This is a genomic window from Phytohabitans flavus, assembly GCF_011764545.1.
In the GTDB taxonomy this organism is placed as follows: Bacteria; Actinomycetota; Actinomycetes; order Mycobacteriales; family Micromonosporaceae; genus Phytohabitans; species Phytohabitans flavus.
Map to the genome: position 1 here is coordinate 1,059,996 of NZ_AP022870.1, position 14,762 is coordinate 1,074,757.

Below are 14,762 nucleotides of genomic sequence, written 5' to 3' on the forward strand. Positions count from 1 at the left end.
GCGCACCCGCCTGGGCCGAGTCGACCTAAGCGATTTTGACTCGCATTGGTACCGCATCGGAACGCCGACTAAGCAGTCGGGTCGGAGATCGTCGCCTATTGGGGCGTTACGGCGGCCAACGCCGCTCGCCACGGGAAGGTCGCGAGATGCTGCCCGCCGGTTCCGCGTGGGTGGGCCACCCACTGCCCCGGGCCGTAGATGATCTGGACGCCTTCATCGCGTAATGCCGCTACGGCGCGTTCGAAGGGACGGCGGGCGGCTAGGGCCGAGTTGACAAAGGGCAAGATCGATACGGGCGTTCCGTATCCTATGGATTCGGCGATGACGTTGAGTGCGTATGTGTCGTTTACGCCGAGGGCCAGCTTGTTGATGGTGTTGTAGGTTGCCGGCGCGACGATGAGGGCGTCCGCAGTTGCGCTCGACCGGAGCCGGGGTGTGCCTGCCTGCTGGAAGTGTGCGCGGATGGGTGCGCCGGACTGCTGCTCAAGCGCGGCGGTGTCGATCATTTCGAGGCCGGCAGGGGTGGCGATCAGTCTGACGGTCCAGCCGTCGGCTTGCGCGAGGCTGACGAGTGTTGCGACATGGGGCGCCGGTCCTGCGCCGCACACGACGACGCACAGGTTCTTCGTGTTGCTCGGATGGCTCACGCCGTCGTACCCATCGTCGCTATGTACTCGCGTAGCTGTTGTCGTAGGTAGCGCGGTGAGCGCTGATAAAGGTCTTGCAGCATCCGATGAGTGTGCGGACGAGCTCGCACCTCTCCGGGTGCGTGACGCTCCGCTTGGCGGATGGTCGTAAATGCTTGCTCGAACTTGGCCCATTGCAGGTAGGCCCGTGCGGTGTCGAGCAGCAGCATCGCTTTGCGTTCTGGTACGGCCAGCTGATGCAGATCGACGGTTCCAGCCACGGCGATCGCCGTGTTGACATCACCGAGTTCCACCGCAACCGCAACCCTATGCACTCGGACGTTGGTAGGCCCGAACGCCGTCCAGTAGATGTTGGCGTCACGGCCGACGTGTCGGGCGGCGGCATCGGCCTCGCTGAGCAGTGCGTTCGCGACGTCGTGGTGCTTTCCCCGAGCGGCGGCGATGGCACCTCGAAGTAGCAGCGCTCCGTAGAGCGAGAGCGCCTTGTTGTTGCCCAAGGAGGTCTCGGTGGCCAATGCTGCTGCGGCCGACTCGGCAACGCGCGCAGCAGTATCCGGGTGACCTCCCACGGCCAGACCGTGCACGACTGCCCGCATACTGCTTGCCACCAACAGCGGATCTCCTGTGCTACGCGCTGCGGCGAGACTGCGTTCGGCCGCGACGGCGGCGAGCGTTGGTTCGTCGCACTTCAGCAGGAGCCCACTTGCTATTTGATATGCCTGCGCGCCCAGCGCCACGCCCGCGGTCGCCTCGCTGTCGCGTGCCTGGATGCCAATCTGGTTGATCAGCGGAGGAAGATCGTGAAGTGCTTGCCGATACCGGCCGTCCTGGTATGCCCGATGAACGGCGTTGGTGCGCGCCACGAGCGTTCCCACCTCTCGGTCACGAGCGGGCGTGTCAGTTGGACCGCTACCCGCGGTGGGCATGAGGGCAGCGATCAGCTCGGCCAGGGCGGGCGCTGCCACGATGCGGAGGGCGGTCCGGCGATCCACGTCCTCATCTTCACCGACGCGGGTTCCTGGCCGGGCGGCGCTGACGTCTACCCTCGGCGGTGGCGGTCCGTCGGTGCGGCGTGGGCTGTAGAGGTCAAGCTCGGTGTCGGTGGCGGCGCCGAGGACCTGACGCAACGCCGTACGGCGTTCCTCGCTGGGCCAGCGGTGTTCACCACGTTCGAGTTTGCCGATCCAGCTGCGGTACACGTAGTGGGCGGTGAGGTCCCGCCCAGGATAGAGCCGGTCGAGGGTCGCGTTGACGGCGTCAGCGAGCTCGCCACGGGACATGCACTGGCCCGGCCGCCGGGGTGAGGGCAGGCGTTCACGCGCCTCGCTCAGCACGGTATTGGGCGTGACGGGCGTATCCGGATGGCGCGGCACTCCAGCTTCCTCCCTTCACTGTCTCCTGACCGGGGCCCGGGTTCGGCGAGGCAATGCGGCTGTAGTGATGTCAGCCTATCGGCTGGTCAGTCCTGTTCCACACCGACGGCCACGATGTCAACACGGCAGGTTACGGCTGCTGCAGCAGGACCGCGAGGTGCTCGTCGAAGGCGTCGGCGAGGCTCGCCAGCACCGCGCGGCCCTTTTCGGCCGTGCCGGCGGATGGTCGGCCGATGACACCACTGTGGGTATAGGAGCGCATCCCATGCACCAGGAGCATCGGGCGTTCGTCGGCAGCGTGGTCGGCGTCGACGAAGTCCGCACCGACCGCGTCGGGTTGCACGTGCAGCAGGATGGAGACCTCCAGTTCACCGGCGTGCATGTCGTGGTGCGCGTCGGTGATGAGTTGCGCAGCGGCGCGTGCGTTGTCCCAGTCGGTACGTGTGGGGAACAGGGTCACTGAGCTGGGAGTCGAAGCGTTTGCGGTCTGCACGATGTTGCTGAGCACGTAGTTGCCGCCGTGGGCGTTGACGATGGCCAGGCGCGTGATGCCGGCGGCGGTAAGGGATGCCCGGATGTCCTCCACGACCGCGGACAAGGTTTGGTGGCTGATGCTGACGGTGCCTGGCCACGTGGCGTGCTCGTGGGAGCAGGACACGGTGATCGGTGGCAGCGCCAGAACGTTGTGCCGCTGGGCGATCGCGTCGGCGATCGCCGCGGCGACGATGGTGTCGGTTGCCAGCGGTAGGAAGGAGCCGTGCTGTTCGAAGCTGCCGACCGGCAGCACCGCGACGGCGGGCCGGCGGGTCTGGACGTCGGTGCTAGTGGTGCGCGGGAGGAGGTCCACGGACGCCATCTTGTCACCGGCCCGTGAGGGCGCCGCGGTATGAGGCGAGGAACGCGTTAACGATGTCCAGGTCACGATGCGGACGCAGGCCGACAGCGAGCGGCTGCGCGGCACGGATGATCCGGTACGAGCCGACCGCAAGCGCCATTCGCAGGGCTCGGGTGCCGTGGTGGGCCGCCCCCTCGGGGTCCGCGGTGAGGTAGCACTCGCCGAGGTACACATGCCACAGGCCGGTGTCCAGCACCGCCGCCGCGGTCTGATCGGCGAGGACTTCCTCCAGGATGGAGGCGGCGGAGGTGGTGTCGCCGAGCAGGTGGCGGCAGCGGGCATCAGCAGCGGTGACATAGCGCAGGTCGCAGTGCCGGGCAATCTGGTCGGTGGCGTCCACACCGGCCCTGCGCAGCTGACGGCGAGCGAGGGCGATGACGTTGTGTGCGTCGTCGTCGCCGCTGGCGGCCAGGCTCTCGGCCAGGCGGATAAGGCAGAGCACGTGGGTGCGTGGTGGAACCGGGCCGTGGGTGAGCGAGCGCCGGGACATGCGTATGGCGGTACGGATGTCGCCGTCGGCCAGGGCGCGCTGGCTGTGGCGCATGAGCGTGTAGGCGCCCAGGACTTGGGCGTCGATTTCGGCTGCCCGCCTGTGTGCTCGGGCGAGCCAGAGTCCGCCGTCGGGTTCGCCGGTGTTGTCGCTGATCCAGCTCATGAACTCCGACCAGTGTGCGTCGACGCCGGCGAGGTGGCGGCGTGCGCCGTCGACCTGCAGCCGGTCAAGGACGTCGAGGTATACGCGAATCCGGGTGCTCACGCCCGAGGCGACGGTCGCCGGGGTCAGGAGGGTGAGCTGGTCAAGCTCCCGCAGCCAGGCACCGACCGTCTCCGGCCCTCCCGATGCGAGTTCCTCTTCGATGCCTCCGAGGTGTGGCATCGTGGCCGGCAGGTTCTCGATGCGGGTTGCCGGCTCGCTGCTGATCGGGGTGGCCGAGCGGCGCGGGCTGAAGAGTCCAAGGTCATCGTCGGAGACGGCCCGCAGGACGTCGCGGAGTGCGGCCCGGCGTTCCTCACTGGGCCAGCGGTGTTCGCCGCGTTCGATTTTGCCGATCCAGGTTCGGTAGACATAGTGCGCGGTGACGTCCCGGCCCGGGTAAAGCCGATCCAGCGCCGCGTTGACGGCGTCGGCAAGCTCGCTGCGGGACATCCGCTGTCCGGGCCGGTGCGGCGATCCCAAGCGACCGCGGGCGTCGCTGAATGCGGTGTTCGGCGCGACGACCGTGTCCGGGTGACGAGGCATCTGAGCACTTCCCTTCCCAGCCCGGCATCGGCCGCCCACCCCCGACGGCCCAGCTATCCGCCGCTGCATCGATGATTGCAACACGGCGGCGGTCGTCGACATCCAGATAGTCGCAGATCGCACTGGCCAGATCTATGTCCGGTACGAGGTGCCCATTTTCCAGCGCACTGAGCCCGCTGGCGTGGAAATCCCACGGCACGCGCGAGCGGTTCGGCCAGTTGACCGCGCTCATCATCATGTAACCGCCGGATCTCGCGCCCTAGCCACTGCCGGCGCGCGTACGGACTGGGACAAGTCACCGACGGCCTCCAGCAGGGTCCAGTCGAGCTCAGCCGGCATCAGCCACCGACCGGGCACGGGCTGAATGTAACCCGAAATCCGCCGATGTGATCTCGAAATGATTGGCGAATCGACGAGAATAGGCAGCTCACGCCCCGGTCGGACCCAAAGTCGGACCGAAGGTCGAATCGCAAGTCGGTATTCCCAGCCGCCAGCCGTTCCGTGATCGTTGACTCGCAACAAGCTATTCGTCAATAGTTCCACAGCGCTCACGCGGCGACCGGCGATCCCGTTCGCCACACCAGAGCAAAGATCTACCCCCGTGCGCCTTGGCATGTCAGCCACCGGCGCTCGACGAGCAGACGTCGTGATCAGCGTCGCCCGTCGTCGCGGTCCAGACACGCAACGCATGTGCAAATGAGGGGGCCGAAGCGATGCGGCACATGGTCCTGCGCGGCCTTGACGGCATGGCGGACGCCGCTGGCGAGGAAGAGGCGAGGGCCTGACATGGAACAGCCAAGGCGGGACTTGCTGACGCCTGGCGTGCTGCTGCCGCACCCGCCGGTGCCAGAGACAGACCTGTCGCGTCCGAGCGCTGCGCGCGTGTACGACTACTTCCTGGGCGGGATGCATAACTTCGACGTGGACCGTCAGTTGGCCGAGCAGGTGCTGGCCGTGGCGTCCTGGGTCCGGGACGTCACGTATGCCAACCGGCGGTTTCTCAAGCGGGTGGTCGAGTATCTGGTTACCCGGGCGGGCATCACGCAGTTCCTCGACATCGGTTCCGGCATCCCCACTGTCGGCAACGTCCACGAGACCGCTCAACAGCATTTCGAGGATGCGCGGGTGGTGTATGTCGACGTCGATTCGGTGGCGGTGATGTACAGCCGGGGGCTGCTGGAGGGTGACAACCACACGCTGGTGGTGCAAGCGGACATACGCGATGTGGAAACGGTGCTTGACCGGGCGCGAGAGCTGCTCGACTTCTCGCAGCCGATCGCTGTGTTGATGGTGAGCGTGTTGCTGTTTGTGCCTGAGGACCAACAGCCGCTCGAGCTGGTGCGCCGGTACCTCGATCCGCTGGCGGACGGTAGCTATCTCGGCATTTCGCATGTCACGGACGAGCACGTCACAGGGACCCTACGCGCTCAAACCGAGGCCGTGACGTCCGCGTACGCGGCCGCCGGTACGCCGGTCGTAGCCCGCGCGTACGAACATGTCGCCGCCTTCTTTGCGGGTCTGGAGTTCGTGGAGCCGGGCGTTGTCGCTCTGGACGACTGGCGCAACGGGACGGATGTACGGCTGGCTGATCCTGCCATCGCCGCACTCAGCCTTGGCGGCTTGGCCCGTAAACCACTAGCAGGCCCGCAGCACTCTTCGCGGGCAGGGGAGGCGTGAACGTGGCATTGGCGACGATGCAGGTGGCATCGCATGCGGCGAGCGGCACGCGGCGTGGGCCGGGGCTGCAGCGGCCGGGTGGCTTCGACGCCGGCGTATCCGGTCACAACACGATTTCTTCAGAGCCGACGTTCACGCACATCGGGTCACCCCGTGACGCCTTCGAAACTCCAAGACCGAATGGATTCGGCTGGGTGGGTTGCCGTCGGGTCCGGACGAGACGTGTGCCTGAGAAACCAAGCCAGATCCGACCCAGAGCCAGCGCGAACTTGTGCGGCTCGACGAGCGCGAAGACGTGGAGACAGCAGCGATGAACGAGACCGTGCCCCGTACTCGGCGCGTCCGTACAGCGCGCCATCCGGTTGGTGGCGTGGACGTCCTCGCGGGTGGTGATGGCTCCCCGGCCGCAGGGGACGTGAGGTCCGTGCTGGCGGGTGAACCGGCGGGCGTGTCGCGAGATTTGGAGGGTGCCAGACCGCGACGCGCCCGCCTCGGGGCATGAGTGGGCGGGTGGTGTCGTGGTGAGGGCTCCGCGTGGTTTGGCTCGCCGGAGTGTGGGCGGGTGGTCGTTGTGGGTGGTGGCGGTGGCTGCGTCGAGCCCGATGATCGTGTTCGCCGGCGGTATTCCGACCCTGTATGCCCAGACGGGGGTGCGGGGTGTGCCGTTGGCGTTGCTGGTGACTGCCGCTGCGGTGGCGGTGTTGCTGGTCGGCTACGTCGCGGTGGCTCGCAGGCTGTCGCATAGCGCCCCGTTCTATGCGGTGTGGACGACGCTGGGCCGGCCGGCCGGGGTCGCGGCGGGGGTGCTGGGGCTGCTGGTGTACGCCGCTATCGGGGCCAGCATTCTGGGTCTGTCGGGTGCGGCGTTGGCGGCGCAGTTCGGTGGGCCGTGGCCGGTGTGGGCGGCGGTGACCCTAGCGCTGGTGGCGGTGTTGAACGGGTCGCCGGCAGCGTTGAACACCGGTGTGATCGCGGTGGTGCAGCTGTCCGCGATCACGGTCATCGCGCTGGTCGATGTGGTGGCGTTGCTGACGCCGGCGGACGGAGTGTTGAGCGCCGGGCCGTGGGCGCCGGCGAGCCTGCCGGTAGCCAGTCTCGGTCTGGTTGCCGCGTTCGGGATCGCCTCCTACCTGGGTTTGGATGTGGTTCCGGCGTTCGCGGAGGAGGCCCGGACCGAGTCCACGCTGGCGCGGGCGACCGCGGGTGCGGTGTTGTTCACCGGCCTGTTTTATGCGGTGTCCGCGTATGCGGCGGCGGTGGCGGTGGGGCCGGCCCGGGTCGCGGGCCTGGGCGGCGGGGTGGGGCAGCTGCTGCCGTTCGGGTTCTTGCAGGACCGGTGGTGGCCGCTGGGCGCGGTGTTGGCCGGCCTGGGTGGGGTGGTGCTGATCGCGAGTATCGCGGCCGCGATGGTGGCGTTCGGCACCGTGTTCGCCCGCTATGTGTACGGGTTGGCGCGCGATGAGGTGTTGCCGCGCCGGCTCGCCCGGGTCGGTGCCGGCCAGCGGGAAGGCGCCCCGGTCGGCGGAGCCGTGCTGTATGGGCTCGTCGGTGGGGTTCTGCTGGTGGTGTTCGTGGCGGCGGGCGCGGACCCGGTCACGGGCATGTTCACCTGGTTGTCGGTGATCGCGGCGGTGGGGCTGCTGGTGTTGCTGATCGGCGCGAACGTGGCGGCCTTGGCCTACTTCCATCGGAGGCGGGCTGGGGTGTCGTGGCGGGTCCGGGTCGGATTCCCGGTCCTGGCGGTCGTGGTGGGGGTCGCGGCGTTCGTGGTGACGGTGTCCCATCTGGACGCTCTGCTGGGTGTGCGGTCGGGGTCGCCACTGGTGTGGCTGGTGCCTGGCGTCTGCGCCATTGCGGTGGGGGTGGGTGTGGGGCGGGCGTTGCGGATGCGGCGCAGCAATCCTGTGGCGTTTGCGCGGGTGGGGCAGCGGCCGGATCCGTTCGCGGCGCCGGATCGGCAGTTGTCCGGGTTGGGGGTGTGATGAGCGTCGAGCAGCCAGCTGCGGTGTCGGGCCGGCCTTATGTGTTGCAGGGGCGGGCGGCGGCGGTGCCGCCGGTGCCCGTCGAGGGTGCCGGACGGCGGGTACAGCCGCCGCGGCATGCCCAGCCGGAGGTACCGCCAACCGCGGGACCGGTTTCCCCGCGCTCCATGCCGCCAGGCGGTGGCCGGGAAGGTCTGTCGCTGCATCGGGGTCCGTTGGGTGAGCCGCAGGTTCAGGTGGTGGTGCGTAACCGGGCGGTCGACCTGATGCTGCATGCCGGCGGCATGCACGCCCAGCACGTGTGGGAGGGGCTGCGGCCGGTGCCTGCGTCGCACGCGCTGATGTTCTTGTACGTGGATTTGCGGGCGGTGGCGGATCCGCGGGCGGTCAAGGCGGACCGGGTGGTGTTTGTGGCGCCTCGCTTTCAGGTTGCCGGCCCGGAGGCGGACGACCTTGTCGGGGTGTTGGACGGGGTGACCCGTAACGCGCTGCGGATGCGGGTGACCGAACGCGGTTTCGACGTGCGCACCCATCTGGCGACCAATCCGGGCCGGATGCCGGACGGGGTGGTCTACGCCGGTGTGGCGGCGTCCACGTTGGACACGCCGGCGGGCCCGTTCGCGCGGGCGCGGCAGGTGGCGGCGAATGCGTGGGAGGCGCCGAGCCGGTGTTTCGTGGAGTTGTTCGACGGCACCCGGATCCTGATCGACCGCAATCCTGCTGATCGGCAGAGCCGGGCGGTGATCAGGTCGACGCGGACCCTGGACGGTGCCGGCGGCTACACCAGCCGGCAATGGGTATCGGTGTCGGCGGCGGGCCTGGTCGGTGAGCCGCAGACCCGGAGCGTGTGGTGGTTGCTGCATCTGCTGCACCTGACGGTCGCCGGTCCGGAAGGACTGGCCGATGAACGCTGACGTGGACGCTGACGTCGATGCCAGCCTCGATGGGAGCCTGGATGCCGTCCTGGTCGGGTTCGCCGACCGGCTGCGGCAGGCGACACGGTTCAACATCGGGTTTCCCGGGGCGACGGATATCGACCACACGGATCTGCTGTCGTGGGCGGGTCGGTTGCTGAACAACGTCGGCGATCCGGATGTGGACGGGTTGGCCGCCAATCACAGCAAACTGTTTGAGCGGCGGGTGTTGCGGTTCGTCGCCGAGTTGTTGCGTGCCCCGGTCGGCTGGTGGGGGTATGTCACCTCGGGTGCGAGCGAAGGGACCCTGCACGCCCTGTATTTGGCCCGCCGCCGGTACCCGAAAGCCGTTTGTTACTACACGACGGCGGCGCACCCGAGTGTGGCCAAGGCTGTGGACATCCTCAATGTGGACACGGTTTTGGTCCGGACGACGGCGTGCGGCGAGATGGACTATCACGACCTGGCCACAGTTGTCGGCCAGCACCGGGATCGGCCGGCGATCGTGGTCGCGACCGCGGGTACCACCCTGACCGAGGCGGTCGACGACCTGCGCGAGGTCGAGGCGGTGTTGGACGAGCTCGCGGTGACCCGCCGGTGGGTGCACGTCGACGCGGCGTTGGCCGGCATCCCGTTGGCGTTGCTGAGCCCGGACGAGCGGCCGGGCCTGGACTTCGCCGACGGCGCCCACAGCCTGGTCATCTCGGGGCACAAGTTCTTGGGCGCGCCGATGCCGTGCGGGATCCTGGTCACCGCCACCCGTCCCAACCCTGCGCCGGGGTTGGTGCCGTACAGCGGGAGCCCGGACACGACCCTGCTGGGCTCCCGTAACGGCCACACGCCGCTGCTGCTGGCCCACACCGTGGACCGGCTGGGCTGGGAGGGGTTGCACGCCCGGGCGGGGCAGGCCCGTGCGGTCGCCGGGCACGCGGTACGCCGATTGTCCGGGATCGGCTGGCCGGCGTGGCGGCAGCACCCGCACGCGTTCACGGTGGTGATCCGCACGCCGCCGCAGGTGGTGCGGGACAAGTGGGTGCTGGCCGGCGACGGCCGCGACAGCTCCCACATCGTGTTCATGCCCGGGATCACCCTCGGCCAGATCGACGAGTTTGTGGCCGACCTGCACACTGCCCTCACCCCGCGCCCCACCGATCCCCGTCAATCCATTGTGGACGGCCGTGGGTCGGGTGTGGTGGTGCCGCCGCAGCGAGTACCGGCCAGAGCCGTGACGTGATCTGAACCCGGACGCGCATCGAACCCGGGTCGGCGGGCCGCCACCGACACGGTCTCGGGTCGCATCCGCCTGATCACCCGTTGTCCCAAACACCCCAATTCTCCGCTTTTTTGACCCGACCTTTGGAGGCAATGACATGGCGCCTGCAGTGCTGACCCGCCGAACACTGATGGCGGGCGGTGCCGGCCTGGCCGCCGCCCTCGCGGCCGGCTGCACCGCCGGCAGCCCACCCGGCACACCCGCGCCGGTGCCGGGTGGGTCGCCGGCGTGGACCGGGCCGGTGGAGAAGGTCAGCGTGCTGACCGGTGCCGGATTCGCAGGCCGCGAGGCGGGCCTGGCAGCGGCGAAAAGGCTCTTTTTCCCCCAGGTCGGGCTGGACGTGACGATGGTTGCAGGCCGGGGCACGAACGAGAACCTGAAGCTGCTGCGGTCCGGTGCGGCGACGTTCGCCACCCTGGACGTGTCCGGGGCGATCATGGCGAAGGCCAAGGGCGGGGCCGATGACTTCTGGCTCACCTGCCTGCTACACCGCCGCAACCTGGCCTGTTTCATGGCGCTGTCCGGCAGCGGAATCAACGCCCCGGCCGACCTGGCCGGCAAGAAGGTCAGCTTCGTGCCCGGCGGCATCAACCACCTGCTGTTCGGCGCCTACGCCGGCCTGGCCGGTTTCCCACCCGGCGGGGTGCAGTGGGTGCAGGCCGGCCCGGTACAGGCGGACCACGCGAAACTGTTGGCCGGACGGAAGGTCGACGCGATCAGCCAGTTCGTGCCAGCCCAGGTGGCAGTGGAACAGATCACCGGCCGACCGGTGACCGTGCTGCCATTCACCAAAGTCATGGGCGACATCCACGGTTCAGCGATCGCAGTCACCCAGCAGACGGCCGCGTCCAAACCGGACCTGGTCCGGCGGTTCAACGAGGCGTTGCTGCGCGGCCTACGCTACGCCCTGGACCACCCAGAGACGGCCGCACAGATGTTCCTGGAACTGCCGCAGGCCCGCACGCAGCAGAAGCTGGCGGTCGAAGGCGAGATCAAAAGCCTCGCCGGGTACGTGCACCTGACCACGGCCGAGCCGTCACCGGCACCGTTCGGCCACTTCGACAGAACCCGGCTGATGCAGAACATCGCCATTCTGCAAGGCGCCGGCCAGATCCCCGCCGGTTTCACCCCCGACCAGCTGGTCAAGTTCGACCTGGCCGGGAACCCCATCACATGAGCCCGCCACCCCAATCCAGCCCACCGCGCCGGCTGTGGCCGGCCCGAAAGCGGCACGCGGTCGCGTTCGTGGCCGGCCCGCCGCCCTGGGCCGCCCTCCACGACCCGGCCACGACGGCCGCCCCGCCGGCCGCGAACTTCATGCAGCGGCGGCGGCCACGGGGTGCGCGGACGTTTCAGGAGCGGTCATGACGGCACCACCACTACCCGCCCGGCGCCTCGGCCGGGTTCGGCGTGCCCGCAGGCGACTGCCCGCCCTGGCCGCACCGGTCGCCGGCATGTTGGGGATGGTGGGGCTGATCAGCGGGTGGTGGGCGGCGGTCGCCGTGTTCGGCATCGCCGACTACCTGATCCCCGCCCCACCCGCAGTTGCCGCCGCCTGCAGGCGTGGCCGGGCTACCTGGCCGGCCACACCTGGGCCACCCTCGCCGAGGCCCTCGCAGGGTTCGCGCTCGCGGCGGCCAGCGGGCTGCTGCTCGGTGCGGTGTTGGCCAGCTCCCGGCTGGTGGCCGCCGCGTTGATGCCGAGCCTCCTCGCGGTCGCCGCGGTCCCGAAACCCTCCCTCGCCCCCGTCTTGCAGAGCATGCTCGGGTTCGGGATGACACCGCGAGTGGTCATGGTGTGGGCGATGTGCCTGTTCCCGATCACCCTCGCCGCCCACGCCGGGCTGAGCCAAACCCCGGCCGAGCTCGCCGAGCTGGCCCGCGCCATGTGCGCGTCCCGGCTGCGGACACTGCGGACGATCCGGCTCCCGGCGGCGCTGCCGGCCGTGTTCGTCGGCCTCAAACAAGCCCTGCCGTTGGCCGTGATAGGGGCGGTCGTGGGCGAGCTGTTCGGCGGCACCGAAGGCCTCGGTTTCGTGATCGCGACCGCCGGCACCGACGCCGCCCTCGCGTTCGCCGCGATCGTGCTGCTCGCCGCGATGACGATCGCCCTGCACAGCCTCGCCAAACACGCCGAAACCCTCCTCGTTCCCTGGATCCGCCACACCACCAGCTAACCGTCCCTACCCGCCCCGCCCGTTCACCGTCCATTGAGGAGCATCAGAGATGGCCGCACCCACCCCGGGTACGTGTTCGAGGCCGCACCCACCGACGACCCCGACACCGAACAGACCAGATCGGTGATGATGCAGGCTCTGGCGGCGATGTACGACCCGTACAGCATCGCCCGGCTCGCCGAGCACACCATCCCAGAAACGGCGCGCTGCCTGGTCCTCGGCGTGGGTGCCAGCCGGATCGCCGCGCACCTGGCCGACCGGGCCCCCTACGGCGAGGTCGTCGCGACCGACACCGACCACACCCACACCGTCCGCCACCCGCGGGTGCGGCAGCTCACCCATGACATTGCCACCGATCCGCTGCCGCAGGGCCCTTGGGACGTGATCCACGCCCGGCTGCTGCTGGGCCACCTGCCCCAACGTGACACCCTCCTAGCCACCCTGGCCGACGTCCTGCAGCACAACGGCCTCCTCGTGGTCGAGGAACTCGCCGGGACCTGGCCGTTCAGCGTCCTGGACGCCCCGGATCTGCACGAGGCCGACCGCCTCTACGCCACCTACGGCCGCGCGTTCGGCGCTGTGCTGGCCGCGCAGGGCGTCGACCTGACCTGGAGCCGCCGGGTCCACGCCCACATGCGCAACCTCGGCCTGGACGTTGATACGCAAGTCCACGCCGCCACCTGGACGGGGAACAGCCCCGGCACCCAACTGCCGTGGGCCAGCGCCGGCCTGCTGCGGGACCAGCTGACCGCCCACGGCATGGCACGCGCCGACATCACAGCGTTCCGGGACCTGCTGCGCCGCCACGATCTGCGGGTGCTGGGCAATGCCGCCGTGTCCACCATCGGCCTTCGCACCCACTAACCGACCGGGCAACGGGCCGGCCAGGCCCGCGAGGAGCGTGCCCAAACCGGTTGGGGTGACTGGCGTCGCCGCCCGTCACCCCAACCCCTTGAACTGGGCCGCGGCCGCCCGCATCCGCCTCCGGTTGCGGCGGCTGGGCCCGACGGTGGTGTGCCGCCTACCCCCTATGGGCGGCACACCACCACCCCAACAAGCCTTTGTCTTGCCCGCTATCAGGACGCCCTGGAGAGCGATCGTGACGACCCCTGATTCCCCAGCCGCCCGCCGGCGCCCGCGGCGCGCCGCCTTGGCCACCACGGTCGTGCTGGCCGTGGCCGCCGTGCTTGCCGTGCCGTGGCTGATCGGTGCTGACCAACCTGCCCCGGCCCGGGTCGCTGCGCAGCCGGCCAGCCCACCCGCCACCGCCACCAGTGCCGCTGCGGGTCTGGGATGCCTGCGCGAGCTGGCCGCCGTAGTTGCGGCGGGTGCACCGGAGGCGGCCACGGCGGGCCGGTACGCGTTCGTGCATTCCCGCTGGTGGGGCGAAGACATCGCGTACAGCGAGACCACCGGGTCGACGCAGACGATGAGTACCTACGAGTCGAAGCGGTGGCGCGCCGCCGACGGCTCCGGCCGCGAAGACCAGATCGCCATCCCGGGCACCCACACCCGGCCCGACCAGACGTTCCACCACACGGCGGGCGGTATGCCCGGCATCGTGGCCGAGCCGATCGCGACCAGCCCAACCGTGCTGGCCGCCCAACTCGCGGTGCATGCCGGGCCGCCGGAACTGGGCCCGGTCGGGCTGCTACGGGTGGTCGCCGACGTGTACAAGTACCACACCGTTCCTCGTGATGCCCGGATGGTTTTGCTGCGCCTGCTCGCCAACCTGCCGGGCCTGCAATGCGAAGGACCTGCCACCGACCGGGAAGGCCGTAACGGGGTCGCGGTCGCCGTCGTCACCGATCTGACCCGGCACCGGCTGATCTTCGACGCGTTCACCGGGCGGTTGTTGGCCGAGGAGGAACTGTGGATCCGTAACCCGCCCGCCCTGCAAGGCCCAGTGCCGCGTGCGCGGTCCTACTGGCTGTTTATCGCCGACGGCCGCGTCGACACCCTTCCCCGGTAACGGCGGCCAGCCACGCGTGCAGGAGGGCGGAAGTGATCCCGACCCAAGTACCGGCCGGCACAGGACCGACCAGCGGCGAGCCGATGGAGGAGCGGATCCGACACCTGGTCCAGGCGGCCCACCCAGGCTATGGGCAACCCGTGCCGCCGCCCGAGGCGACCGCCGCCCAGTTGCGCGCCCGAACCCGGCGCCACCAGCGCCCGGTCGGCCGCCACCAGCCACTGGCTGCTTGGTCGCGGGATGTGATGGTGGCGGCCGCGCGGTCCGGCAGGTGGTGGGCCCGGTGGCTCGGCGGGTGGGCCGGGCTGATCGTGGCGGCGGTGCTGGCGCTGACCGCGCTGACTTTCGAAGGCCTTGCGGTGATCGGGCCGACAGGTCACGGGCCGGTACCCGGTGCGGTGGAGCAGCTGCTGGTCGCAGTAGCCACCGTGGTCAGCGTCGGCTGCGCCGGTGCCGTCCCGGCGCGGCGGCGGCGGCAGGGCTCCGCGGGCCTACACGACGGGATCGACCCGGGACGTGTCGCCGAGCCCCTGGACGGCGACCGATGACCACCAGCGCGCGGGGTGTCCCGCCCACCACATCTGCCAACCCTGCCGGCGGAGCGGGCGGCGTC

General features: G+C 69.6%; 14 protein-coding genes. 10 read left to right on the forward strand and 4 right to left on the reverse strand.

Going from position 1 to position 14,762, the window contains the following annotated elements; all coding sequences use genetic code 11:
* Positions 1 to 95: 95 nt before the first annotated feature.
* The 4 genes from Pflav_RS04500 to Pflav_RS04510 form a co-directional block, all read right to left on the reverse strand.
* Positions 96 to 647 (reverse strand): flavoprotein, encoded by a 552-nt coding sequence (locus Pflav_RS04500; protein ID WP_232070983.1) that lies wholly within the window; start codon positions 645 to 647, stop codon positions 96 to 98.
* Positions 644 to 2,020: a hypothetical protein gene (locus Pflav_RS44855; RefSeq protein WP_232070984.1), complete on the reverse strand. Its 1,377-nt coding sequence runs from the start codon at positions 2,018 to 2,020 to the stop codon at positions 644 to 646. The genes Pflav_RS04500 and Pflav_RS44855 overlap by 4 nt, the downstream gene beginning before the upstream one ends.
* Before the next feature lie 130 nt (positions 2,021 to 2,150).
* Positions 2,151 to 2,867, reverse strand: coding sequence for a creatininase family protein (locus Pflav_RS04505; protein ID WP_173042229.1), 717 nt, complete (start codon positions 2,865 to 2,867; stop codon positions 2,151 to 2,153).
* A gap of 13 nt (positions 2,868 to 2,880) precedes the next feature.
* Positions 2,881 to 4,155, reverse strand: coding sequence for a hypothetical protein (locus tag Pflav_RS04510; protein ID WP_173033965.1), 1,275 nt, complete (start codon positions 4,153 to 4,155; stop codon positions 2,881 to 2,883).
* A gap of 786 nt (positions 4,156 to 4,941) precedes the next feature.
* On the opposite strand from Pflav_RS04510, the gene Pflav_RS04515 reads away from it, so the two are divergent.
* From Pflav_RS04515 to Pflav_RS04560, 10 genes are all read left to right on the forward strand, one after another.
* Positions 4,942 to 5,832, forward strand: a complete 891-nt coding sequence (locus Pflav_RS04515) for an SAM-dependent methyltransferase (protein WP_173033967.1) — start codon at positions 4,942 to 4,944, stop codon at positions 5,830 to 5,832.
* Between the two features lie 602 nt (positions 5,833 to 6,434).
* Positions 6,435 to 7,814 (forward strand): APC family permease, encoded by a 1,380-nt coding sequence (locus Pflav_RS04520; RefSeq protein WP_173033969.1) that lies wholly within the window; start codon positions 6,435 to 6,437, stop codon positions 7,812 to 7,814.
* 239 nt (positions 7,815 to 8,053) lie between these two features.
* The gene (locus Pflav_RS04525; RefSeq protein ID WP_173033971.1) at positions 8,054 to 8,728 is read left to right on the forward strand and encodes a hypothetical protein; all 675 of its coding nucleotides are present in this window, start codon (positions 8,054 to 8,056) and stop codon (positions 8,726 to 8,728) included.
* Positions 8,718 to 9,962 carry a histidine decarboxylase gene (locus Pflav_RS04530; protein ID WP_173033973.1) on the forward strand — a complete coding sequence of 415 codons (1,245 nt, stop codon included), beginning with the start codon at positions 8,718 to 8,720 and terminating at the stop codon, positions 9,960 to 9,962. Before Pflav_RS04525 ends, Pflav_RS04530 begins: the two co-directional genes overlap by 11 nt.
* A gap of 280 nt (positions 9,963 to 10,242) precedes the next feature.
* On the forward strand, positions 10,243 to 11,178 hold the full coding sequence (locus tag Pflav_RS04535) for an ABC transporter substrate-binding protein (RefSeq protein WP_173033975.1): 936 nt from the start codon (positions 10,243 to 10,245) through the stop codon (positions 11,176 to 11,178).
* Positions 11,175 to 11,369: a hypothetical protein gene (locus tag Pflav_RS04540; protein ID WP_173033977.1), complete on the forward strand. Its 195-nt coding sequence runs from the start codon at positions 11,175 to 11,177 to the stop codon at positions 11,367 to 11,369. Before Pflav_RS04535 ends, Pflav_RS04540 begins: the two co-directional genes overlap by 4 nt.
* Positions 11,370 to 11,484: 115 nt before the next feature.
* Complete coding sequence (locus Pflav_RS04545; protein ID WP_173033979.1) at positions 11,485 to 12,177, forward strand: ABC transporter permease; 693 nt, start codon at positions 11,485 to 11,487, stop codon at positions 12,175 to 12,177.
* A 72-nt stretch (positions 12,178 to 12,249) separates the two neighbouring features.
* Positions 12,250 to 13,041, forward strand: coding sequence for a class I SAM-dependent methyltransferase (locus Pflav_RS04550; RefSeq protein ID WP_173033981.1), 792 nt, complete (start codon positions 12,250 to 12,252; stop codon positions 13,039 to 13,041).
* A 235-nt stretch (positions 13,042 to 13,276) separates the two neighbouring features.
* Positions 13,277 to 14,149 carry a CU044_5270 family protein gene (locus tag Pflav_RS04555; protein WP_173033983.1) on the forward strand — a complete coding sequence of 291 codons (873 nt, stop codon included), beginning with the start codon at positions 13,277 to 13,279 and terminating at the stop codon, positions 14,147 to 14,149.
* A 32-nt stretch (positions 14,150 to 14,181) separates the two neighbouring features.
* Positions 14,182 to 14,697, forward strand: a complete 516-nt coding sequence (locus Pflav_RS04560; protein WP_173033985.1) for a hypothetical protein — start codon at positions 14,182 to 14,184, stop codon at positions 14,695 to 14,697.
* The last annotated feature ends 65 nt before the right edge of the window (positions 14,698 to 14,762 follow it).

What these genes read in the sequence shown, in the direction of transcription:
- Pflav_RS04520 (WP_173033969.1), top strand. Translation starts at nt 6,435, where the DNA reads ATGATCGTGTTCGCCGGCGGTATTCCGACCCTGTATGCCCAGACGGGG.
- Pflav_RS04530 (WP_173033973.1), top strand. Translation starts at nt 8,718, where the DNA reads ATGAACGCTGACGTGGACGCTGACGTCGATGCCAGCCTCGATGGGAGC.
- Pflav_RS04510 (WP_173033965.1), bottom strand. Translation starts at nt 4,155, where the DNA reads ATGCCTCGTCACCCGGACACGGTCGTCGCGCCGAACACCGCATTCAGC.
- Pflav_RS04515 (WP_173033967.1), top strand. Translation starts at nt 4,942, where the DNA reads ATGGAACAGCCAAGGCGGGACTTGCTGACGCCTGGCGTGCTGCTGCCG.
- Pflav_RS04540 (WP_173033977.1), top strand. Translation starts at nt 11,175, where the DNA reads ATGAGCCCGCCACCCCAATCCAGCCCACCGCGCCGGCTGTGGCCGGCC.